The sequence below is a fragment of the Myxococcales bacterium genome, from assembly GCA_012517325.1.
Lineage (GTDB): Bacteria > Lernaellota > Lernaellaia > Lernaellales > Lernaellaceae > JAAYVF01.
Genome location: JAAYVF010000013.1, coordinates 1 through 22816, shown reverse-complemented (window position 1 = coordinate 22816; position 22816 = coordinate 1). Strand labels below are relative to the sequence as shown.

Below are 22816 nucleotides of genomic sequence, written 5' to 3'. Positions count from 1 at the left end.
GAAGGACTAAAAATTCGGTACGGATACAATTAAAAGCAGGTGAGAGAAATGAACAAAAAAATGTTGCTTTTCTACGGGTTGGCGATTTTATTCTCGTTCTCGTTGGCGACCTTGGGTTGCGGCAACGGCGATGACGATGACGACGACTCCGGCGCCGCCGACGACGATACCACCCTCGATGATGACAACGACGACAACGACGATAACGACAACGACGACAATGACAATGACGATAACGATACAGGCTCGGATGACGACGACGATGATGACGATGACAATGACGACAACGACGACGACAATGACGACGATTCCACTCCGGTTTTAGGCTGCATCGAAGGCGATTACGATCCATATTGGGGCAACCTGCATTCCCACACCTCCAATTCGGACGGTGAAGAGATGCCCGCCGACGCGTTTTTATACGCGCGCGACACGGCCGGTCTGGACATCATGTACGTGACCGACCACCTCGAACAGCTTTATTTCATCTGGGAACCTAAGTTCAATCGGTGGGCGAACTGCAACGAAGCGGCTGACGAATACAACCAGGACGGAACCTATATCGCCGGTTGCGGGTACGAATACGGCTCCGGTTTTCGCCTGCCGTTCTTTCAATCGACCGGCCACAACAACGTGTTTTTCTGCGATTACCTGATGCCGATCGTGCAACTCGATTTCCACAACTTCTATCAATCGCTCATTGAATGCGAATCGGCCATCGGCCAGTTCAACCACCCGGGTGACGAACCATACCAAAACTGGAACGATTTCGAATATTTCGCGGATGTAGACCCGCAGATGAACCTGTTCGAGTTCAACAGCGACCCGGCCTGGGATCTGTTCTTCGAGGCGCTGGACGCGGGTTGGCACATCTCGCCGATGTACAACCAGGACAACCACGACGCCGATTGGGGCACGAAAAACGGCCATCGCAGCGGCTTCTTCCTGGCGGATCTGACCCGTACCGACTTGCATGTGGCGATGACGGAACGCCGGTCGTTTGCCAGTTCGGATCAAAACGCCTACGTGAAAATGCGGTCGGACGATACCTGTTGGATGGGTTCCATCCTGTCGGGCGTCACCGACCTGACGCTGAACCTCGAAGCCTATGATGCCGACGGCGGCGACGGCTTCACCAACATCGAAATCTACGGTCCGGGAATGGCCCTGCTCGGCACGATCGACTGCGCCGGCGCGACCTTGTGCACCGACACGTTCGACGTCACGGCCGTCGCACCGACCTATTATGTGGCGCGCGCCAACGAAGCCGACGGCGACTTCCTGGTCGCGGCGCCGATTTGGGTCGAATAGCGCGGACCGCCGGCTTTTCGAGCGGCGTTCTTTTCTCCGGCCGCGCCGGAACCTTGTTCGCCCCCTTGTACAAAGTATTTACCGGCCGTTACCTTAGGGTAGCGGTTTACCCAGATGAGGCTCCCGGATGAATTCGGCCACGGCGGAGATGCGTTTTCTCTTGGTCCGAAAGCAGCGTCTTTCCTCGGAGACGTTGGCGGATCATGTTTCCCGCCTGTCCGGCCGCCATCATTTGGATGCCTACCAGTTGCATTTGACCTTGAATGGCGACGGTTTGGCGGTCCTGGCGCGCGGCGAGCCGGGTCAGATGCGGGCGATCGGGTCCACGCTTACCGAACTGGGCTATTCCTGGTGTGTTGTCGATCCCGCCGTGCCACCGCCCGAATTGGCGGTGGTCCGGCGTTTTTCAATTCTGAACGACCGGGTGGAATTCGAAGGTCAACGTGAACGGGGAGAACTGGTAAAAGGCACCGCCGTGCTGGCCGTCCTGGCCAGCCTGGAAAGCGAACTCTTAAGTTCGCTCGTTCGCAAATCGACCTTGCTGGGCGGCAAGACGGTACGCCTTTCCAGCGAAGAGAAATACCAGGAGTTGATCCATTCGGAAACGGTATTGGATCTGTATCCATTGCCGGATTCACCGACCGGGTCCTCGCCGGAGCGAATCGTCGGCTGGCGCTTTTTCCCCGGTAAGTTCGATCCGGCCTCGCTGGGCGAACGAGCGACCAACAGCGCGCGGCAAAACATGGGCCGCCTGATCGACCTGTTTCGGGAAAACGCCGGGAATTTTTTCCTCGAAATGGACTTCGGCTTGTTTCAGATTCCCGGGTGCCGTTTCGAAAATTCGGACGCCCTGGATGCCGATGAGCAGAATTTGCGGGCGATCACCAAATACGGTTGGTACTTGCGGCAACTCTACGAGCAGGGCTATCCGTTGCCGCCCGCCGGTGGCGCGGGAAATAGCTTGCCGGGATTGATCGTGCCCGACGATCGCCAAACCGCTGAACCGTCGGCCGAGGAAACTCCGGAACCCTTGCCGCCGCCGCCGTTATTGACCGAATCCAAAGCCTGGCCCGGAAATTTATGGCGCCGGGAAGTGATCCTGCCGGCGGTCGTTTTCGTTTTTTGGTTCCTCGGTCCGCTCATCGCGACGGTGATCGGCGAAAAGGCGACCGGCATCCTGTTGTATTGGGGCCTCCGGCGCGGTTTGTTCTTTTTTACGATGGGCGCCGCCTGTTTTTACGGCGGTTTTCACAATTTACGGCTCAAGCGCTGGGTTGATAATACGCCGACTTCCCGGACCCGTTCCGCCGCCATGGGTATGGTGGAAATCAAGGGCCGCGCCGAGCGCGCCTACAACCTCGTCTCCCCGCTGTCGCAGGTGCCCTGCGTGTATTACCGGCTGCAAAAATTCAAAAAGAAGAACCGCTACGATCGGAGTCAATCAGCTTGGGTGTTGGCCAACACCCAGACCAGCGGTCCGGTGCCGTTTTATTTGTGCGACGAGTCCGGTCGCGCCCAGGTGAATCCCGCCGGCGCCACGATCCGCACCAATCAGGTCCGCGACGTGCAAGGCCAACTGACCTCGCTTTGGGGGTCACCGATCCTGCTGGAAGACGATACGCGCTACGTCGAGGAAATCCTGCCGGAAGGGGCGTTGATTTACGTGCTGGGTTTCGCGACGCCGCGCCGCGAAGAAGCCAAGCCGGTGCATCGGCGCCTGCTCGAACGCTTGCGCCAGGTGAAACAGGATCCCGTTCGCCGGAAACAGTTTGACCTGAACGGCGATGGGCGAATCGACGAGGACGAATGGGAGGCCGCCCGGGCGGAGGTCGAACGCGAGGTGTTGGCAGAGACCCTGGCCGGCGATCAACAAACCAAGCCCTCGGCGGAACAGGTCATCGTGGGGAAACCGCCGCTTAGCGGATTGCCGTTCGTGATTTCGCAGTCGACGGAAGAAAAGCTGACGACGAACATCACCCTCTGGATCGCGGCGTGTTTCATCGGCGCCGGGTTGTTGACGGCCATCGGATTGCTGGCGGTATTGGGCTGAAGCGACCGGGCCGCTCTTGACCGACGGCCACGGCATTTGCGATGGTGGCTCATGCCATCGCTCAAAGGAGGCTGTTCATGATCGGGTGTGCCGTCATTCTGGCCGTTGTTTTGTTGCTGGTATTGGGGACGATCGGCTACTTCATCGTGATTTACAACGGCCTGGTGCGCTTGCGCAACAATATCGACAAGGCCTGGAGCAATATCGACGTGTTGCTCAAGCAACGGTTCGACGAATTGCCCAAGCTGATCGAGGTTTGCAAGGGGTACATGCAACACGAACGGCAGACGCTCGAGGCGGTGATCAAGGCCCGGTCGATGCTGAACGACGCGCGCGCCGCGGGCGACGTCATCCGCGCTGAAAACGCGATCAGCCAGGCGTTGAAGTCGCTGTTTGCCGTGGTCGAGAATTACCCGAACCTGAAGGCCGACGCCTCCTTCCGGCAATTGCAGAGCCGCATCAGCCAGTTGGAAGACCAGATCGCCGATCGCCGGGAATTCTATAATGAATCGGTCAACCTGTTAAACATCCGCATCCAGCAATTCCCGGATATGCTGATCGCCCGGCCCTTCAACTTCACTGAAAGAAAAATGTGGGAAATCGCCCCCGAGCATCGCGCCGACGTGGCGATCCAGTTCAATCAGGGGTGACCCCAGCCGGTCCGGTGCGAGGGCGCAGAACAGAATGACGCCGATGGAAGAGCGACAACCACCCCGGGAACATCCGCCCGCCGTCTGGCGGCGCGTCTTGATCGCGATCCTGACCATCGCGGCTTCGATCTGGGGGATCCAGACATTTCCCCTCTTTTATCAAACCGATCCTCCCGAAGCGATTTCCTGGATCCTCTTTATTCTGTTTTTTTTCATTCTGGTCGGCTTGAACCGGTGGCTGATAAAGTCATGGCTTCGCGGCGCCCCGAGCGTTTATCTTTTTTTAAGTGTTTGTCCTTTTTCGCTTATCTTTATCGGGTACCTGATTTATCTCCATCCATTTTGGGCTGTCCTCTACTTCCCCTTGCTGGTTTCGGCAGTTATCGCAAGGATACTTTTGCAACGCCGTGAAAAACCGCTCCCCAACCTGCTTTTCCTTATTACCTTGTTTCATTCGCTCTTTTTCACCCTATTGTCATTGGTTTACTATCCGGTTTTCTCGCAAGTGTCCGACCGTAAAACCTTCGATGCGACGATGCCAAACGACATCGCCAAACAGGCGGGAGTGAAGGTGATCGGGTATCTTGAAGCGAAAGATCGCGAAAAAAGCCTTCGGTATGTAAATGGTCTGAGCGGACAGTATTACCTGGATGAGGATGTGGCGCTTTATGCTCTTCCACCGGGCAATTTGTATCTTCTGCCTCGCCGGCAATCCCAGTTTGACCGGATCGATTTGACGACGATGGAAATCTCGAAGTGGCAGTTGCCCGGATTCGCAGCCTTTTACGCGCCGGATCGGCAACAGCCGAATCTGCTGCATCTGGCCACGGTCGGCTCCGTCGAACAGCCGGCCGAGTTGATGACGATCGATCTGGCGGCCTGGAAAATCGTCCGTCGTTCTCCGCTTTATCAGGTGCGGAACGGATTGCGCATCAACAAGCGATTTTACGTTAATGGTTATTGCGATGACGAGCAGATTCATGTCCTGGATTTTTATCATGGCCTGACCTCGTTTACCAAGGATCTGGCCTTGGTTCGGCAACGGGAATTCGACGCGAGGCTTCTTCTTACTACGTTGTTCTGGATGCCGGGCGAAAGGGTGGTTTATGCCGCCAATTATCTGTTTTTATACCGATACGACGAGGCGCTGCTTGCCATGAGGCAACGACGGCTGCTGCCGAATGTTTCGCAAGTAGCGGGCCTGCCCGAGCGAAACGAACTGTATGTCGGATCGTTGGGCAAGACGATCGCGGTGCTCGATTCCCGAACCTTGAAAACCAAACGCACCATCGAAATCGGTTATTGGACTTCCCGGTTTGCCGTCGATCCGACGCGACTGTGGTTGTACGCCACCGCCTGTGGGGGCAGCGAGTTGCTGGCGTTTGATTTGGAAACCACGAAACGATTGGGCTCGGTGAAGATCTTTCCAGGAGCCAAGGTGGTATATTTCAATGCGCTCATGGATAAAATCTTTGTCGGCGGGCCATACGGCCTGGTGCAGGTGTCGCCCGAGGCGTTCAGTGTTCCATAAGGGCCGCTTGACCGAAGCTGATTGCTCGCGGCGCGATTCCCCGGCACAATGAAACCAATGCGATTCCCCTTGAGCGATAGCGAATATCCCGTCCGGGAGCTGGAAAAAGCCCGCCGGCGATATCTCGTGCGCCAGGGCGTCTTTCGGCAGCGACCGCTGACCGGTCCGCTGGAAGTCGGGATCATTCCGACCTATCGCTGCAACCACGGTTGTCAATTTTGCGCCTTGCCACACGAGCCGACGATCCACGAGGAAATGCCGCCGGAACGGCTGACGGCGGTGATCGCGGAACTGGCGGCGGCGAACGTCGAGCAGATCAGCTTCACCGGCGGCGGTGAACCGCTGTTGTATCGGTCACTGCCCGCCATGGTCGCCGCGGTGCGGGACGCCGGCCTGGCTTGTTCCGTTTGCACCAACGGTTCCTTGCTCGACGAGGACCTGGTCCGGCGGTGGGCGCGCCAGGGCGTGCACGTGGCGGTGTCGCTCAATGCCGCCACCGACGCGGTGTATCGGCAGGTGCATCGCGGGGCACGGCCCGGCGATTTCGCGCGTATCGTCTCGCTCCTGCGGCGCTTTAACGAATGGGCCGCCGGCGAGGGCGCCTTCGTCTCGCTCAATTTTGTCGTGCACCGGACCAATCGGCATGAAATCGCCGCCCTGGCGGAACTGTCACGGGAGATCGGCGCGGCGCAAGTGCAGTACCGGTTGATCCAGCCGCGCGAGGTGCATCGCGACCTGCTGCTTTCGGCGGCTGAACTTGACGAAGCGCGCGAAGCCGTGCGGCGGGTCGAGGACGACGGCCGCGAAGCGAAACAGACGATTCAGGTGGCGGCGGTACTGCGTCCACCGACCGGTTCGAAGCGGTCGGGCGAAACAACGGGCGGCGATGCCGCCGGCGATTCTTTTCCCGATCGTTCCGGAGTTCATTGCCTGGAAGGATACGCCGCCGCTTACATCGACGCCGACGGCACCGTGTTTCCCTGTTGTCTGCGGTCGGCCGACATTCGCCATCATCAAATGGGCCGGCTGACTGAGCGGACGTTTCAGGAAATTTGGACGGGCTCAGCCTACGCCGAGTTCAGGCGCGAGTCGTTCGCTCTGCGGCCGGAGGAGGCCGATCCACTCGTCAACGGGTGCGCACATTGCCCCAAGGCCAGTCATTTTCTCTATCTGACCGACGAGCTTGCGGCCGGCAACTATCTGGATCTCGCGCGTGGCCGCCAGACGATGCTGACTGATGAAGCCGCGCGCTGGAAGGCTCGCGCCGGTCGCCCCGCGCCGTTGCCGGACGAGGCGATGCGCGTCTCCCTGCGGGCAGGCGAAAGGCCCGCGGCAATCGGGCCGGGCGAAAGTTTTCTGCTTCCGGTCACGGTCCGCAACGATAGCCGGATCCCCTGGCCGGCCTGGGATATTGCGGGTGAACACGCGGTCGGTTTGGGTTATCATTTGCTGGATACGCGCGGCCGGATGCTCGCGTTCGACAACAATCCGCGCGTCTATCTGGCGACTGATTTGCATCCCGGCGAGGAAACGACATTGCCGCTGAAGGTGACGGCGCCGGCCGAACCCGGCCGCTACCGGCTGGTTTTGGCCATGGTACAGGAAGGCGTCGCCTGGTTCGAGCAACGAGGCGGCGACGTGGGCCGCGTTTCGCTGACGGTGAAAGGCTGATGCAACAGACTCCGGAAAAACGGGCGGAAATCGTCTTTCGGCGCAACCACTACTGGAACGCGAAGGAAAACGCCGATTGGTACCGCCGTGCCTTGCCCTGGCGCCGGACGTTTTTCAGCGCCGCGGCGATGGCCGGAGTGTTGCGTCCGCCGGTGCTGGAAATCGGCGCGGAATACGGGATCAACGGCATGTTGCTCGAAACGGAGATGGGCCTGCCGAGCGTTTCCCTCGACCTGTCGCGCCGCGCTTTGCAGGGCGCGGGCGCCATGGCGCGCCTGCTCGGCCTGGCCGCGCCGCGCCGCCGCGTCGCCGCCGACGCCGAGCGGCTACCGTATGCCGCCTCGTCGTTCAACACCGTCCTGCTCTGGGGAGCTTTGCGTCATTTCGCCACACCCGATCGGTTGCTGGCCGAAATCCGGCGTGTGCTGGCGGTCAACGGCTCCCTGATTCTGGCTGACGAACCGATCCGCCGGCGACTGCAAATCCCGCTCTGGCGGACCGCCGCCGGTCAGGAGTTGCGCGGCTGGCGTAAAACCCTTTTGCGCCTGGGCCTGTTGCCCTATCTGGCGCGCGTCGGCGGCCTGAACGAAAGCCGGTGGGGAGTGGTCGACCGGGACTTCACCATGGTGGAGTTGACGGATCTCTTTACCGACTACCTGCCGATGAAATGGTTTTACCAGCCGCGATCCAACGGCGACACGCCGGCGCCCGATTGGTTTTCCCGGCATCGCTCGCCGGACGACCCGGAAACCGAAAAACGGCTGACGCATTGGTTCGGCGGGGCGGCCTTCGCCTGGCTGACCAAACCCGATCCGCTGCGCGATCTCGGCGGCGGATTTTATCTGGTGCGCAAAGACCCGCGGCACGACCACCTGGCGCTGCGCGGTTTTTCCGGCGGCGTGCTCTGCAACGGTCTGGCGTTGCGGGCGGAAAATGGGCTCATCGAATTGCCGGCCGAGCTGGCCGGCCAGGTTCTGCTGACGCTCCAGGCGCCACGGCCGTTCGACCGACTGGATTTGCGGGACAGCGTCGGCGCCGTCGGGCCTGCCGTTCATTTTTTTTCCGCGCCGGCCCCCGCCGACCCGGACGAAAGCATGGCGTGTCCGGACTGCGTGGTGTTCACCGAGCGCTGCGTCTTCGGCGACTGCCGGACCGAATGCGTCGCCGCCTGCCCGAAAGAGGCGCTGGCGCCGACCGATCCGCGCCTGCCGGTCAAGACGACCTGCGACGGTTGCGGCGATTGCCTGGTCGCCTGTCCCTACGGCGGACTGGACCGGCCGCGGCTGGTCGACCGGCGCTGTCCGGAATGCCGGCGACTTTATTCCGAGGAAGCCGATGTGTTAGATTGTAGGCCGCTGTCATTGATCAAGATTCTCGATTTGCCGACGTTGGAGAAAGTGACCGCGATTTGAGCAAAACGCCGATCGCCCGCCGGTCGGTCTTTCTTTCGAGGGGGAGCGCGATGAGCGAGAAGAACGAGAAAATCGAAGAAGGTCAAGCGCGGTCGGACCTGCCGCCGCTGCCCGCAAAACCACCCGGCCTGGTGAAGGAATTTTTCATCTTTTTGCGTGATTACAAGCTGTGGTGGATCACGCCCATCGTGTTGGTGTTGCTGCTGCTCAGCCTGTTCATCTTTTTCACCGAGGGCAGCGCCGTATTGCCGTTCATCTACGCGGTATTTTAGCCGGACCCGACCCGCGTCCGACCGCCGGCGCGCCGGAGCCGAACCGACAGGATTCGCGATTCGATGGAATTCACCGGGGAGCGACTGGTTCCCGACGATCCGGCCCAACGGGATCTGTATTGGGAGCATCTCGCGCGCTATCGGCTCGCCGCGCCGTTCGCCGCCGGCAAGCGGGTGCTCGATCTGGGTTGTGGTTGTGGGTATGGAGCCGATCTGTTCATCGCGGCCGGCGCCGTCGACGCGACCGCGCTGGACAATAGCCGGGAGGCCATCGAGTACGCCCGGGCGCACTACGCCGATCCGCGGTTGCGTTTTCTCGTCGGCGAGGCGCGGCGAACCGAACTGCCGGACGCCTCGTTCGATCTGATCGTCTGTTTCGAATTGATCGAACACCTGGCCGAACCGGAAACGCTGGCGGCCGAAATCCGGCGGCTGCTGGCGCCCGACGGGCTGGCGTTCGTCTCCACGCCCAATGCCGATCGCCCCGCGAAAACGCCCAATCCCTGGCATGTGCGGGAATTCCGGCGCGACGAATTCGCCGCCTTGTTGCAATCGCATTTCGCACGGGTGCAACTGCTCGGGCAGCGGCGCTTTTCCGGAATGCTGTTTGCTGCGGACCGACCGACCGAGGCCGTCACCGCCGCGCCGGAAAGCGCCGACTACTGGATCGCGGTCTGCGGCCAACAAATGTTGCCGGAAGCGGCACGGTTGATCGAAATTCCCTACTGGCAAAACCTGAACGATCTGCGCGCGCACCTGGCGGCCCGCGATGGGGAAATGGCCGACCGCGAACAGCGCATCCTGGCCCTGCAGCGCGAGGTGGAAGAGAAAACGCGCTGGGGAACGGAACTGGACCGGCGCGCGCGGGAGCTGGCCGAACAGGTGCAGAACCGCAATGTCCGCCTGGTACTGACCGCGCGCGAGCGCGATCAGGCCCGCGCCGGCTGGGGTTATCGCCTGCAAACGGCGCTGGCGCCGGTCGGGGCATTGCTGCGGCGGTTGGGCCGTGGGATCGGCCGCGCCTCTTTTTTTTTCTTTCGATTGATCGTTGAACTGCTTGGTTGGTTGCCCACTACGCTGCGGCTGATCGGCCGGATGCCGCGATTTTGGCGTGCCTGGTTCGTCGCGGGTCGCTGTCGGAAGCGCCTGGATAACGTACCGTCGCCGGCGCCCATCGCTTTGCCACCTTTGACTTCGCGACCCGGCCCGCCGCCCGGCCTTTCGGTGGTCATCCCGACGTTTAATGGACACGACCTGCTGGCCGAGCATCTGCCCTCGGTGCTCGCCGAGGCCGCCCGTTGTCCGTTTCCGGTGGAGATTCTGGTGGTCGACGACGGCGGTACGGATCAAACGCCGGACTGGCTGGCGGCGACGCATCCTCAAATCCGGGTCGTCCATTCGGCGGCGAACGAGGGCTTCGCGGCGGCGGCGAATCGTGGCGTCCGCGAAGCGACCCGGCCGGTCGTCTATTTGTGCAACAACGACATGGAACTGCTGCCCGGCGCGCTGGAACGGTCGGCGCGGACGTTGTGGGAAACGGGCGCCTTCGCGGTCGCCTCGGCCATTGCCATGACCGACGCGGCGAAGGCGGACCTCGAAACGGGATTCACCGTCGGGCACTGGACCGGAGGTCGGTTGCACCTGACGCACCGGCACGAACCCGGCGAGACGCCGCGCTCGATCCTTTACGCCGGCGGCGGTTCCTCGGCCTTCGACCGCGAGGCGTTTCTGGCCCTGGGCGGATTTCGCTCGATGTATCACCCCTTCTATTTCGAAGATGTGGATTTGTCTTTTCGCGCCTGGCGCGCCGGTTACGAGGTGCTTTTCGAACCGCGCAGCCGGGCCCGTCATCGACACCGGGGCACGATCGACCGCGTCGCTTCACCCGCGGAGATCGACGCGATCTTCGAACGCAACCGACTGCTCTTCACGTGGAGCAACTTGCGTGATGAAACGCTCTGGAAGGCGCATTGGCGTTCGTTGCCGGCGGCCGTGTGGCGGGGAAAAATTTCGGCGAAGGCGTTCGCCGCCGCGATCGAAAAGCTGCCCGAGGCGATCGCCGAGCGGGGACAAGATGGGCCGATCCGGCGGGCGGACCCGGAGATATTTCAGGCCGGATCGCGCGTTTGGGATCTACGACGGTGGTCACAACCGGCGGCGCCGCGCCTGCGACCGAAAGTGCTGGCCCTCGCGCCGTACTGCCCGTATCCGCCGTCGCACGGCGGCGCGGTACGAATGTGGGAATTGCTGACGCGATTGGCGGCGACCCATGAGATCCACCTGGCGGCGATGGTCGAGCGCGACGCCGAACTGGCGGCGCGGGAGGAGCTGGAAAAATATTTTCCGCGGGTGCATCTGCACCGGCGGGGCGCGCCCGACGTCGCGCCGCTTTGGTGGCCGGCGAGCGTTGCCGAATTCGCCTCGGAGGATTTCGCCCGCGCGATCGACCGGCTGGCGGGCGAGGAGGATTACGATCTGATCCAGGTGGAATATCCGATCCTGGCGCATTTTCTGCCCACGGGCGTCCGCGCGAAAAAAGTCATCAGCGAGATCGATGTCTACCACGTCGCCTACCAACGGGCCGCCGAACTGCAACGGTGGCCGGCGCGGCTGCCGGCGCGGTACGAAATGCTGCGCATGTTCCGGTATGAGGCCGAGGCGGCGGCGCGGGCCGACCTGCTGTTGGCGATGAGCGAGGCCGACGCCGCGTCTTGCCGCCGCCTGTCATCCACGCCCGTGCGCGTGGCGCCCAACGGAGTCGATACGAAGCGATTCGCTTTTTTGCCGCGCCGGCCCGGCGTCCGCGAGCTGTTGTTCGTCGGCAATTTCCGCCACCCGCCCAACGCCGACGGCATCTCCTGGTTCGCGCGCGAGGTCTGGCCGCGCGTCCGCGACGCCGAGTGGTCGGCGCGGCTGATCGTCGCCGGCGCGGATCCGCCTGCGGAAGTGCGGCGGTTGGCGAACGATCCGACGATTCGCGTCACGGGGTTCGTCGCCGATCTGCGACCGTTATGGGCGGAATGCGCGGGTTTCATCGCGCCGATCCGGCGCGGCAGCGGCACGCGCCTCAAAATTCTCGAGGCGATGGCGGCCGGCGCGCCGGTGATTTCGACAACCGTCGGAAGCGAAGGCCTCGCCGTCGAAAACGGCCGCCACTTGTTGCTGGCGGACGATCCGGCGGATTTCGCGCGGGCGTGTCTGCGCCTACTGCACGAACCGGAAACGGCGGCGCGATTGGCGGGGGAAGCCAGGCGGTTGGTCGAGATGAAGTACGATTGGGACGCGATCGCCGCGCAATTGGCGCGAACCTGGCGGGAGGCGATCGGATGAGATTCCTGTGGAGCCGCACCGAGCCCGATTCGTTGCGCGACATCTTGCTGGTGCAGACCTGCAACCCGGATTTGCTGGCGCACGTCGCGGCCGAGGCGCGGCGCCGTTTTCCCCGGGCGCGGTTGACGGCGCTGTTGCAAAAAGACATGCGGCCTTATCTGCCGGCCGATCTGCCGGTCGACCAAACGATCGACAACCCGCGCGGCGGAAAACGCGGACTGCTGCGGCGGTTGCGGGCCGGGCGATTCGATGCGGTCTGCCTGATCGAATCGGGCGAATCCGGCTTCTGGAAACTGAAATTATTGCCCTGGATTCTCGGCTCGCGAGCCGTCCTGGTGTACGACCGGTTTGGTAGCGCCGCTTGGCTCGAGCCGCGTTCGGTCCTCGCCGGGTTCGGCGGAGGGCTCGCCGGTCGGCCGAAAATCCTCACTCGCCGTCGCCTCGCCGCGCCGTTGATCTACTGGCAGTGTCGGCGGTTTTACCGACAAAGAATGAAAAATCAACAAGATAGGGATAGTTGAGGGCTTTCCGGCAGCGTAGTGGAGCCGGCGCTCACCCCCTTGTCCGGACCCATCCTTGCTGCTAGAAGGTAATTGCTGTTCAGGGATCGATTCACGAGGTGTGTTTGCATGGGCACTACGCCCCAATATCCGCCGCTCAACGAACTCCTGGGCTATCCGAAAGATTCGCGACTGCTGATTTTAAACGCCGACGACGCCGGTGTTTGCCATGCGATCAACGAGGGCATCGTCGAAATCTTCAAAGCGGGATTGGTAAAAAGCAGTTCCGTCATGATTCCCGCGCCTTGGCTGATGGAATTCGTGCACCTGAAAAAGGAAAACCCGGCGATTAAATGCGGCGTCCACCTGACGACGACCAGCGAATGGCGAGGTTTGCGGTGGGGGCCGGTGGCTTCCCGCGACAAAGTACCGAGTCTGTTGGATTCGGAAGGATACTTTTACGCCAGCGAGCACGATTTTTTCGCGAAAGCCGCGCCGGAGGAAGTTGAACTGGAATTCCGGGCGCAGATCGAACGAGCGATCGCGCTGGGTTTGCAGCCGACGCACATCGACTCGCACATGGGCGCCTACCATTGGGATGAACGTTTTTTCCAGATCGCTTACGAATTGGCGAAGGAATTCGGTCTGGCCATGCGCATCGCCTACGCGCCGCGCCGCGACCGGCTGCGCCAGGAAGGCAAAGCCTGCGTCGACCGCCTGATCTGGGATTCGTACGAGGTACCGATCGGCGATCGTTCATTATACTACCGGGAGAACCTCAAACGGTTGGAGCCCGGCGTCACCGAGATCATCATCCATCCGAGCAAGGACACCGAGGAATTGCGGGCGATCTGCCAGAACACGGCGATCAACCGCGTCTTCGATCTCGAATTTTTTTCCTGTCAGGAAATCCAGACGTTTCTGGCGCGTGAAGGCATCGTCTGCATCGGTTACGACGCCTTGCAGGCATTGCAACGCGGCAAGGCCGCCGGCTAACGGCAGCGGGGGCGTTCGCGAACGAAAGCGCCGCGCCGGCCTGCCGATGAACGAGCATCCATCCGTCCGGTCCGGCGAAAACAAACGAGAAGAGGAGGTTGGAGTCCGATGAAGAAAATGATTTGGTTGGTCATCGGGGGCTTGTTGCTGGCGGGATTGGCGGCCGTGGCCGCCGCCCAATCGGACGATGCCGTCGCGAAACTCGACTCGTATTGGGCGACGCGGACCGGTTCGATCGCCACCGCCAAGCAGATGCTGGCGGTCGCGGAAGCGGCCTTCGCCGAAAAACCGTCGTTCGACTTGGCCTGGCGGGCGTCCCGCATCGCCTTTTGGATCTGCGACCGCAACGAGGATCCGAAAATCGACCAGGAATTCGGGAAAAAGGGCTGGGATTGGGGAACCAAGGCCATCGGCTTGATGCCCAACCGCGTCGAAGGCTATTACTTCGGTTGCATCAGCCTCGGCGAATACGCCAAGGGCTCGGGCATCATGAAGGCGATCACCGGCGGCCTGGGCGGCAAGTACGAGGAACTGGGCAACAAGGCCATCGCCCTCAACGAAGGTTTCGACTTCGCCGGCCCGTTGCGCGCCATGGGCGCGTATTACCAGAACCTGCCCAAACTGCTGCGCAAGCTCGACAAGGCCGAGCAAATGTATCTGCGTTCCGAAAAACTGGCCCCGTGCAAGACGCGGACGCGCTTCTACCTGGTCCAGGTGTATTCCGAAATGGGCAAATGGGACCAGGTGCGCGCGAAAGCCGCCGCGGCCCTGGCCGAGCCGGGCTGCGCGAACGACGATTGGGAAACCAACTACTACAAGGAAGAAATCAAAAAGCTGCAAGCCAAGTTCCCGGCCAAGTAACGGCCTGGCCGGAGGCGACAACACCAAGCGACGCCGCCTCGGCGGAGGCGGCGCATCATCAACCGCAAGCGAGAGTGAACAGCGATGAAAGCGATAGTGAAAGCGAGACCGGAACCGGGCGGGCTGGAGCTGCGCGACCTGCCGATTCCCGAGCCGAAGGACAACGAAGCGCTCATTAAAATCCGCAAACTAGCGATCTGCGGCACCGACCTGCACATCTACAACTGGGACGCCTGGTCGCAACATCGGGTCAAAACGCCCCGCGTGATCGGCCACGAGTTCGCCGGCGAGATCGTCGCGGTCGGCAAGGCGGTCAAGCGGCACCAGGTCGGCGATTACGTGTCCGGCGAAGGCCACCTGTTTTGCGGCGTCTGTCAGATGTGCCGCACCGGCCAGGCGCACATCTGCGAGGACTGGGTCGGCCTGGGCTACGACGTCGACGGGGCGTTCGCCGAATACCTGACCTTGCCCGAGGTCAATCTCTGGAAGAACGATCCGGCGGTGCCGGCGGAACTCGCGGCGATCCAGGACCCGCTGGGCAACGCCGTCCATGCCGTGTTCGCCGCCGATTGCGTCACGAAAAAAGTCGTGGTGTTCGGTTGCGGTCCGGTCGGCCTCCTGGCGGTCGCGGTGCTGCACGCGATCGGCGCGGCGACGATCATCGCCCTGGACAAGGGCAATCCCTACCGCATGGACATGGCCAAGCGGCTGGGCGCGACGCACGTGCTGGACGTCGATACCCTCGACGACGTGCCCGCCGCGATCCGGCAAATCACCGGCCACAAGGGCGCCGACGTGGTCATCGAGATCGCGGGCACCCAGGCAGCGGTGCGCTCGGCGGTGCAAAGCGTGCACCCGGGCGGCGACCTGGTGCTGCTGGGCTTGCCGAGCCAACCCGTGACGTTCGACGTTTCCGAGGAGATCGTCTTCAAGGCGATCCACATTCACGGCATCACCGGCCGGCGCATCTACGACACGTGGTACCGCATGAAGGGCCTGCTGCGGAACCCGAATATCAAATTGAACGAGATCATCACCCATTCGTTCCCTTTCGCGGATTACGAAAAGGGCTTCCAACTGATGCGGCAAGGCAACTGCGGCAAGGTGATTCTCGAACTGTAAGGCCGGCGGCGTCGCGTCACGCCATGGTCATCGATCCGCGCGGCCGCGGCCGCGCCACAGGGAGAAGGACAATGTACGGCAAGATCAAGCAGGATTTGCGGGCCACCTTGGGGCAAATCAAGGATGACGGGTTGTTCAAAACCGAGTGGCCGATTCTCGGTCCGCAATGGGCCGAAATCACCGTCGAGCAGGGCCGGGTGCTCAATTTCTGCGCCAACAATTATCTCGGACTGGCCAACAACGCCGAGCTCATCGCGGCCGCGAAGCAGACGATGGATCAATACGGTTTCGGCATGAGCAGCGTCCGCTTCATCTGCGGTACGCTCGACCTGCATCGCACGCTGGAAAAACGGCTGGCCGTCTGGCTGGGTTTCGAGGACGCTATTCTGTACAGCTCGTGCTTCGACGCCAACGGCGGCCTGTTCGAAACGCTGCTCTCCGAGGAGGACGCGATCATTTCCGACGCGCTCAACCACGCGTCGATCATCGACGGCGTTCGCCTGTGCAAGGCCGAACGGCACCGCTACGCCAACGGCGACATGAACGAACTGGAAGAGATTCTGAAGAAGACGCAGGGCAAGCGCTACCGGCTGATCGCCACCGACGGCGTGTTCTCGATGGACGGCTACATCGCGAAGCTGGATCAGATCTGCGACCTCGCTGAAAAGTACGACGCGCTGGTCATGGTCGACGACAGCCACGCCACCGGCTTTCTCGGCAAGACCGGCCGCGGCAGCATCGAATACCGCAACGTCCTGGGGCGGATCGACATCGTCACCTCGACCCTCGGCAAGGCGATGGGCGGCGCGTCGGGCGGTTTCACCGCGTCGCGGCAGGAAGTCATCGACCTGTTGCGCCAGCGCAGCCGGCCGTACCTGTTCTCCAACACCCTCGCGCCGGTGATCGCGGGCGCGACGCTGCGGGCCCTCGACCTCATCCATGGCAGCACGGCCTTGCGCGACAAGTTGGAGGACAACACCGTTTACTTCCGCGCCAAGATGAAGGATGCCGGGTTCGAGGTGCTCGAAAGCACGCACCCGATCTGCGCGGTGATGCTCTACGACGCCAAGGTTTCGCAGGATTTCGCGAACCTGATGCTCGCCGAAGGCATCTACGTGAAGGGTTTCTTCTATCCGGTGGTGCCCAAGGGCCGCGCGCGCATCCGCGTGCAGATTTCCGCCGGGCATGAAAAGGCGCACCTCGACCGCGCGGTCGCCGCGTTCGTCAAGATCGGCAAGTTGCTCGGCGTCATTAAGTAATCGTTACCGATTCGCGTCTGGAAAGGGCGGCCGCGTGGCCGCCCTTTTTTTATCGGCCTTCGTCGGGGCTAGCAGCCACAGCTTCCCGAATCGTCGTCGTCGCCGCCGTCGTCGTCAGCCGCGTCGTCATCGGCGTTATCGTCGTCGTTATCGTCATCATTGACGGTGTCGTCATCGGCGGGCGCTTCGAAAACGTATTGCGCCGAAACCTCGTCGCGGATCTGGCCGCAACAAGTCAGCGGACGGACGCGCAGCAGGGTGTCGGCCGTCAGGCTGATCGGCCCGTCGTAGACCGGCGAATCGGCGTCCGGAGCGCTGCCGTCGGTCGTGTAATACAGAGTTCCTTCCGTGACGCAAGCGGGATCGTCGCCGGTTATTTGCAACGTCACTTGCAGCGGGGTCTCCTCGGTGGAGTAAGTTCCAGCGGGCGGATCGAGCGCGACCTGGAACCCGGCGTTGTCGCAAACCGGCACTGCTTCGAAATAAACGTCGGGGTCCGGGTGGCCGCCGATTTGCAGTCGGTTGTCCGACCAGATGACGTAGAGGTTTTCGTCGTCGGCCACGGCTTTGTTGTAATCGCCCATGTAACAATCGGCGGTGTCGCTGCCGGAATAGGGCGGCGAGAGAACATCGGAAACCGGAACATTGGTCAACCAGGTATCGCCGCCGTCGAGCGACCGGCTGAGGTACACCCCGTAATTAATGTTGCTCGGCGCGTCGCGGCGGTCGTACCAATAAGCGAGGATGACGCCGTTCGGATTGGCGACGATGGTCGGGAAGAATTGATCATTGGCGGTCTGGTCGTCGTTGATCCGCATCGGGGTCGTCCAGGTTTGGCCGTCGTCGCTCGATTTCACATAGAAGATGTCGGCGCTGTCGGCGCCCGTGCCGTGCCGGCTGAACAGCAGGTGGACGACTCCGTCCGGCGCCACGGCCAGCGAGGGGAAGTCCATGTAGCGGATGTTGCCGTTCAGGGCATTACGGCCGCAATAATTGGTCGCTTGCGTTTCAAGCGAGGGCGGGAAAGCCGCCATCGGATTGGTCAGGCGCTCAAAGCCGGCGCCGCCGTTGGTGGATTTGGCGATCTGGATCTGGGCGTTGCTGCCGTTGAACGCAACCCAGGCCACGTACAGCGTGCCGTCGGGGCCGACCGTGGGATAGGGCGCCTGATAGGAACCGGCCGCGCAGGAAGGGCAGATGCTGACCGGCGCGCCGAACGTCGCGCCATTGGACGAGGCGGCGCAAAACAGATTGAAGCTGAAGAAATTGTTGAAGTCGACGGCGCAGAGGTAAACGTTGCCGTCATAAGCGCCGCCGGTTTTATCGATCGTCATCAGCACCTTGTCGTCGGACGGCCCGGTGTGCACGATGATCGGCTGGCCGAAGCCGCCGCCGACCGGCGCTTTCGTGGCCATCAGGCCGGTCGAGACATTGGTGCCGATCATGCAGGAAAACCAAAGCGTGCCGTCACTCCCGACATTGACATCCGGATCGCCGAGCGGCGAGCCGACCGTACCGCCGGAAATCGCGCCGCCGTCCGTCCAGACCGCCCCGCCGTCGGTGGAAATACCGAAGCCGGCGAAACTGGAACCCGCGGCGCCCGTATAGTGTGTGCTGTCGTTCCAGCCGGCCAACAGCAGTCCGTCGCTGGAGCGAACCGTGATCGAGCATTCGCTTTGCGTCGACCGCGACACCGAATCGCCGGAGCGATCGTTGACCAGCACGTCGTCGCCCTTGCCGGAGAGAGCCGCGATGGGTTCGGCGGACCAGTAGGGGGAAGGTGCGACAGCCGGCATGGGCCGGCCGCAGATTTGCCGCAAATGCATTTCCAGCGAGGTGGACATGATCGCCCAGACATCGGGTTCGTCGAGCAGGGCGCAGGCGTCCACCGGGGTCTGTGCATAAGTCGGGGCGGCGAAGAGGAATAAGAACAGGAAGATCAATAGGCCATTTTTTTTCACGGGCTCCTCCGGTTGGAATTATTTTAAGTCATTATTTTTAACGATGCAAAATCAAGGATATCCGGTTAGAACATGCTCATCGATCGGCGGTTTGGCAAGGATGCCTGCCGGACGAGCGATTAACCGGGAGATGAAAAAATCGTCGCCGCCGGTCGAAAAATCTGGTAAAGAGAAATTCCGGATTTCGCGTGAGGAGAAAATCCATGGCCAAGAACGACAAACCGAAGACCGAAGCGCCGCGCCAGGACGACAAAGTGGAAATCATCGTCGGCGTCGTCCTCGGGATCCTGATTCTCGCGACCTGGATCATCACGGCGGTCAAATAAAAACGGGCGAGCCCGGCGGCCCGCCCGTCGCAAAAACCAACCCGCTTCGTTCAACCCATATCCGCCGTCAGGCGCGGCTTCCGGGCCGCGGCCACTTCGTCCACCCGTTTGATGAACGCGTGATGCGGCGCCTGCTTGAGCGTCTCCGGATCGCTCGCGGCCTCGGCGCGAATGGCCTTCATGGCCGCGATGAAGCCCTCGAGCGCCTCGGGCTCGAAGCTCTCGGTCGGCTCGATCATGATCGAACCGTGCACCACCAGCGGGAAATAGACCGTCGGCGGATGGAAGCCGTAATCGATCAGGCGCTTGGCGACGTCCATGGTCGTCACTCCGTTGGGCAGCCCCTGGTCGCTGAAGACGGCCTCGTGCATGCACGTCCGGTCGAAGGGCAGGTGGAAGAAATCGCGCAGCCGGACCCGGATGTAGTTGGCGTTGAGCACCGCCATTTCGCTCGATTGCTTCAACCCCGCCGCGCCCAGTTCGCGGATGTAGGCGTAAGCGCGGATCAGGATGCCGACGTTGCCCCACCAGGAGCGCACCCGGCCGATGCTTTGCGGCCGGTCGGCGTCCAGCCGGTAGGTGTCGCCCTCGCGGACGATGACCGGGCCGGGTAGGAACGGCGCCAGCGCCGCCTTGACGCCCACCGGGCCCGCGCCGGGCCCGCCGCCGCCGTGCGGGGTGCTGAAGGTCTTGTGCAGGTTGAAGTGCAGCACGTCGACGCCGAAATCGCCGGGCCGCGCGATGCCCAGGATGGCGTTGAGGTTGGCGCCGTCCATGTAGACCAGACCGCCGCGATCGTGCACCAGGCGGGCGATCGCCTCGATGTTGCTCTCGAACAAGCCCAGCGTGTTCGGGTTGGTGATCATGATCGCGGCGACCTGCTGGTCCATCAACGCCGCCACGTTTTCCACGGTCAGGATGCCGTCGGGACCCGAGGGCACCGGCACGACCTCGTAGTTGCAGATCGCGGCCGAGGCCGGATTGGTGCCGTGCGCGGTGTCGGGAATCAGCACCTTGGTGCGGTTCTGGCCGCGCGCCTCGTGGTAGGCGCGGATGAGCATCATGCCGGTCAACTCGCCGTGCGCGCCCGCGGCGGGCTGGCAGGTGACCGCGTCCATCCCGGCGATTTCAGCCAGGTAGCTTTCCAGTTCGTGAATCAGGCGCCAGGCGCCCTGGTGCGGCACGCTCGGGTGGGCCAGGGCGAAGCCGGGCAGCCGCGCCAGATCCTCGTTGATCTTGGGGTTGTACTTCATCGTGCACGAGCCGAGCGGGTAGAGGCCGCTGTCCACGCCGTAGTTGTATTGCGACAGGCGCACGAAGTGGCGGAACGTTTCGACCTCGCTCAGTTCGGGCCAGGCGGCCGGCGTTGCGCGGCGCAGCTCGGCGGGCAACTCGGCGGGCGCGGGCACGTCGAGCGCCGGCAGGCTGTAGCCGACGCGGCCGGGAGTGGACCGTTCAAAAAGCGTCGGTTCGCACAGCGCCAGGCCGCGCGAGCCGGGAGTGTCACAGGGACCGTACGATTTCGACATAGCGATCGATCTCCTCGCGCGTGTTCAGTTCGGTGGCGCAGGTCAAGACGGCGTTTTCGAGGCCCGGCGCGAAACCGGCGAGCGGCAGGCCGCCGATCATCCCGGCTTCGCCCAGCGCGGCCAATACCTCGGTCGCCGGCCGCTTCGGAATCCAGGCGAATTCGTTGAAGGTCGGCGCCGCGAACGGCAGTGTGCCGACAGCGGCGAGCCTGCCCTTGAGGTACTCGGCCTTGGCGTGGTTGAGCTGGGCCGTTTCCCGCAGGCCCTCGCGGCCCATCAGGGCCATGTAGATCGTGGCCGCGGTCGCCATCAAACCGTTGTTGGTGCAGATGTTGCTCGTCGCTTTTTCGCGGCGGATGTGCTGTTCGCGGGTGGCCATCGTCAGGCAGAACGCGCGTTTGCCGTCGTGATCAACGCTTTCGCCGCAGACGCGGCCGGGCATGGCGCGCATGTCCTTGGGGTTGGTGGCGAACAGGCCGAGGCCGGGGCCGCCGAACGAGATCGGCACACCCAGCGATTGGCCTTCGCCGCAGGCGATATGCGCGCCGCTTTCGCCCGGGCTGGCGATGAGCCCGAAGGCGAGCGGTTCGGTGAAGGCGTGGATGAAGCGAGTCGTCTTGCCTTTCACCAGCGCGCCGACGCGCCGCGTGTCCTCGATGACGCCCAGGTAGTTGGGCGACTGCACGAGCACTCCGCCCGTCTGGTCGTCGATCCGGCCGGCCAGCGCCTCGTAATCGGTGCGGCCGTCGGCGCCCAGCGGCGCGATTTCGATCCGCAGCGTCGTCCACTTGAGGTAGGTCCGCAGGGTTTCCAGGTATTGTGGATGCAGCCCGGCCGAAACGATCAGCCGGTCGTGCTTGGCGACGCGCTTGATCATCAGCGCGGCCTCGGCGACCGCCGTCGCGCCGTCGTACATGCTGGCGTTGGCGACTTCCAGCCCGAGCAGGCGGGCGATCATCGTCTGAAATTCGAAAATGATCTGCAGCGTACCTTGGCTGATTTCCGGCTGATAGGGCGTATAGGCGGTGTAAATCTCGCTACGGCGCAGCAGGTGATCCGACGCTGCGGGAATGTAATGGCGGTAAGCGCCGCCGCCCGCGAAACAGGGCCCGGTCGGGCCGGCGGCCGCCAGCGCGCCCAGGTGCGCCTGCAACTCGCTCTCGGCCAGTGGCGCGGGCAAGTCGAGCTCGCCCGCCAGACGCGCCGCGGCCGGCAGCGAAGCGAACAATTCTTCGACCCGGGCGACACCGACGGCCTCCAGGAGGCGCGACACATCACCCGCGGTCTGCGGTATGTAACGCATCATGGTATTTCCTACCCCGGATGGTGGATTACTTTTTAATTTCGTCGAGCAGGGCTTGATAGGCCGCCGCATCCATCAGGTCGTCAAGTTCGGCGGGGTTGGAAAGACGGATTTTCACCATCCAGGCCTCGCCGTACGGGTCGCGGTTGACCGTTTCGGGAGCGTCCACGAGAGTCTCGTTCACGGCGAGTACTTCACCGCTGACCGGCGAATAAACGTCGCTGGCCGCCTTGACCGATTCGACGACGCCCAGCGCGTCGCCGGCGCCGAAGGTGGCGCCCACTTCCGGCAATTCGATAAAGACCACGTCGCCCAAGGCGTCCTGCGCGTAATCGGTCACCCCGATGACCGCCGCATCGCCCTGGACACGCACCCATTCGTGGTCTTTGGTGAAACGAAGATCGCCCGGAACGTTCATTGCATCCTCTCCTTACAAGATGGACCGAACCCTGAAGGGTCCGATGTTGATCAGTCGGCCCGGCGCCGTTTTTTGAGCAATCGGCCGAGCGCGAAACAGGATCCGTTGTGAATAATGAAACGGCGTAGGAAGTCTAGGATTGCGGCCGGTTTTTGTAAAGACCGCGCCTCCGGTTTGTATTAGCTTAGCGACTTTGTCCCCTGTAACTGCTTAGCGATTATGTCCCCCATGAAGAAGGACATGATTTCGATGACTCCCAAGGAGTTACAGCGGATGAGGTTGCTGGTCTGCGTCCTGGAGGGGCAGCTGCCCCT

The 22816-nt window shown here is 62.4% G+C and carries 16 protein-coding genes and 1 pseudogene; 13 read left to right on the top strand and 4 right to left on the bottom strand.

The features are described 5' to 3' along the window. Positions 1-48 precede the first annotated feature (48 nt). From GX444_03225 to kbl, 13 genes and pseudogenes are all read left to right on the top strand, one after another. Positions 49-309 (top strand): annotated as a pseudogene (locus GX444_03225) (hypothetical protein). A gap of 1129 nt (positions 310-1438) precedes the next feature. Next, a complete protein-coding gene (locus tag GX444_03220; protein ID NLH47596.1) occupies positions 1439-3361 on the top strand; it encodes a hypothetical protein in 1923 nt (640 codons plus the stop codon). Positions 3362-3438: 77 nt separating this feature from the next. After that, on the top strand, positions 3439-4011 hold the full coding sequence (locus GX444_03215) for a LemA family protein (protein ID NLH47595.1): 573 nt from the start codon (positions 3439-3441) through the stop codon (positions 4009-4011). 34 nt (positions 4012-4045) lie between these two features. After that, positions 4046-5542: a hypothetical protein gene (locus GX444_03210; protein NLH47594.1), complete on the top strand. Its 1497-nt coding sequence runs from the start codon at positions 4046-4048 to the stop codon at positions 5540-5542. A gap of 69 nt (positions 5543-5611) precedes the next feature. Beyond that, positions 5612-7213, top strand: coding sequence for a radical SAM protein (locus GX444_03205; protein ID NLH47593.1), 1602 nt, complete (start codon positions 5612-5614; stop codon positions 7211-7213). Then, entirely contained in the window at positions 7213-8625 is a 1413-nt protein-coding gene (locus tag GX444_03200) for a methyltransferase domain-containing protein (protein NLH47592.1), read from the top strand. The genes GX444_03205 and GX444_03200 overlap by 1 nt, the downstream gene beginning before the upstream one ends. A 50-nt stretch (positions 8626-8675) precedes the next feature. Beyond that, positions 8676-8897 carry a hypothetical protein gene (locus GX444_03195; GenBank protein ID NLH47591.1) on the top strand — a complete coding sequence of 74 codons (222 nt, stop codon included), beginning with the start codon at positions 8676-8678 and terminating at the stop codon, positions 8895-8897. A 63-nt stretch (positions 8898-8960) separates the two neighbouring features. Then, positions 8961-12227: a glycosyltransferase gene (locus GX444_03190; GenBank protein NLH47590.1), complete on the top strand. Its 3267-nt coding sequence runs from the start codon at positions 8961-8963 to the stop codon at positions 12225-12227. After that, positions 12224-12748, top strand: coding sequence for a hypothetical protein (locus GX444_03185; protein NLH47589.1), 525 nt, complete (start codon positions 12224-12226; stop codon positions 12746-12748). The genes GX444_03190 and GX444_03185 overlap by 4 nt, the downstream gene beginning before the upstream one ends. A gap of 108 nt (positions 12749-12856) precedes the next feature. Then, positions 12857-13723, top strand: coding sequence for a ChbG/HpnK family deacetylase (locus GX444_03180; protein NLH47588.1), 867 nt, complete (start codon positions 12857-12859; stop codon positions 13721-13723). 108 nt (positions 13724-13831) lie between these two features. After that, positions 13832-14584, top strand: coding sequence for a hypothetical protein (locus GX444_03175; GenBank protein NLH47587.1), 753 nt, complete (start codon positions 13832-13834; stop codon positions 14582-14584). Between the two features lie 84 nt (positions 14585-14668). Then, positions 14669-15706 carry an L-threonine 3-dehydrogenase gene (tdh, locus tag GX444_03170; protein NLH47586.1) on the top strand — a complete coding sequence of 346 codons (1038 nt, stop codon included), beginning with the start codon at positions 14669-14671 and terminating at the stop codon, positions 15704-15706. Positions 15707-15777: 71 nt separating this feature from the next. Then, on the top strand, positions 15778-16965 hold the full coding sequence (kbl, locus tag GX444_03165; protein NLH47585.1) for a glycine C-acetyltransferase: 1188 nt from the start codon (positions 15778-15780) through the stop codon (positions 16963-16965). A 68-nt stretch (positions 16966-17033) separates the two neighbouring features. On the opposite strand, the gene GX444_03160 is transcribed toward kbl, so the two are convergent. The 4 genes from GX444_03160 to gcvH all read right to left on the bottom strand — a co-directional run bounded on the left by GX444_03160 (position 17034) and on the right by gcvH (position 22502). After that, complete coding sequence (locus tag GX444_03160; GenBank protein NLH47584.1) at positions 17034-18926, bottom strand: hypothetical protein; 1893 nt, start codon at positions 18924-18926, stop codon at positions 17034-17036. Positions 18927-19302: 376 nt separating this feature from the next. Then, on the bottom strand, positions 19303-20781 hold the full coding sequence (locus GX444_03155) for an aminomethyl-transferring glycine dehydrogenase subunit GcvPB (protein ID NLH47583.1): 1479 nt from the start codon (positions 20779-20781) through the stop codon (positions 19303-19305). After that, on the bottom strand, positions 20756-22084 hold the full coding sequence (locus GX444_03150) for an aminomethyl-transferring glycine dehydrogenase subunit GcvPA (protein ID NLH47582.1): 1329 nt from the start codon (positions 22082-22084) through the stop codon (positions 20756-20758). Before GX444_03150 ends, GX444_03155 begins: the two co-directional genes overlap by 26 nt. Before the next feature lie 28 nt (positions 22085-22112). Continuing rightward, positions 22113-22502 (bottom strand): glycine cleavage system protein GcvH, encoded by a 390-nt coding sequence (gcvH, locus tag GX444_03145; protein ID NLH47581.1) that lies wholly within the window; start codon positions 22500-22502, stop codon positions 22113-22115. Positions 22503-22816: the final 314 nt, after the last annotated feature.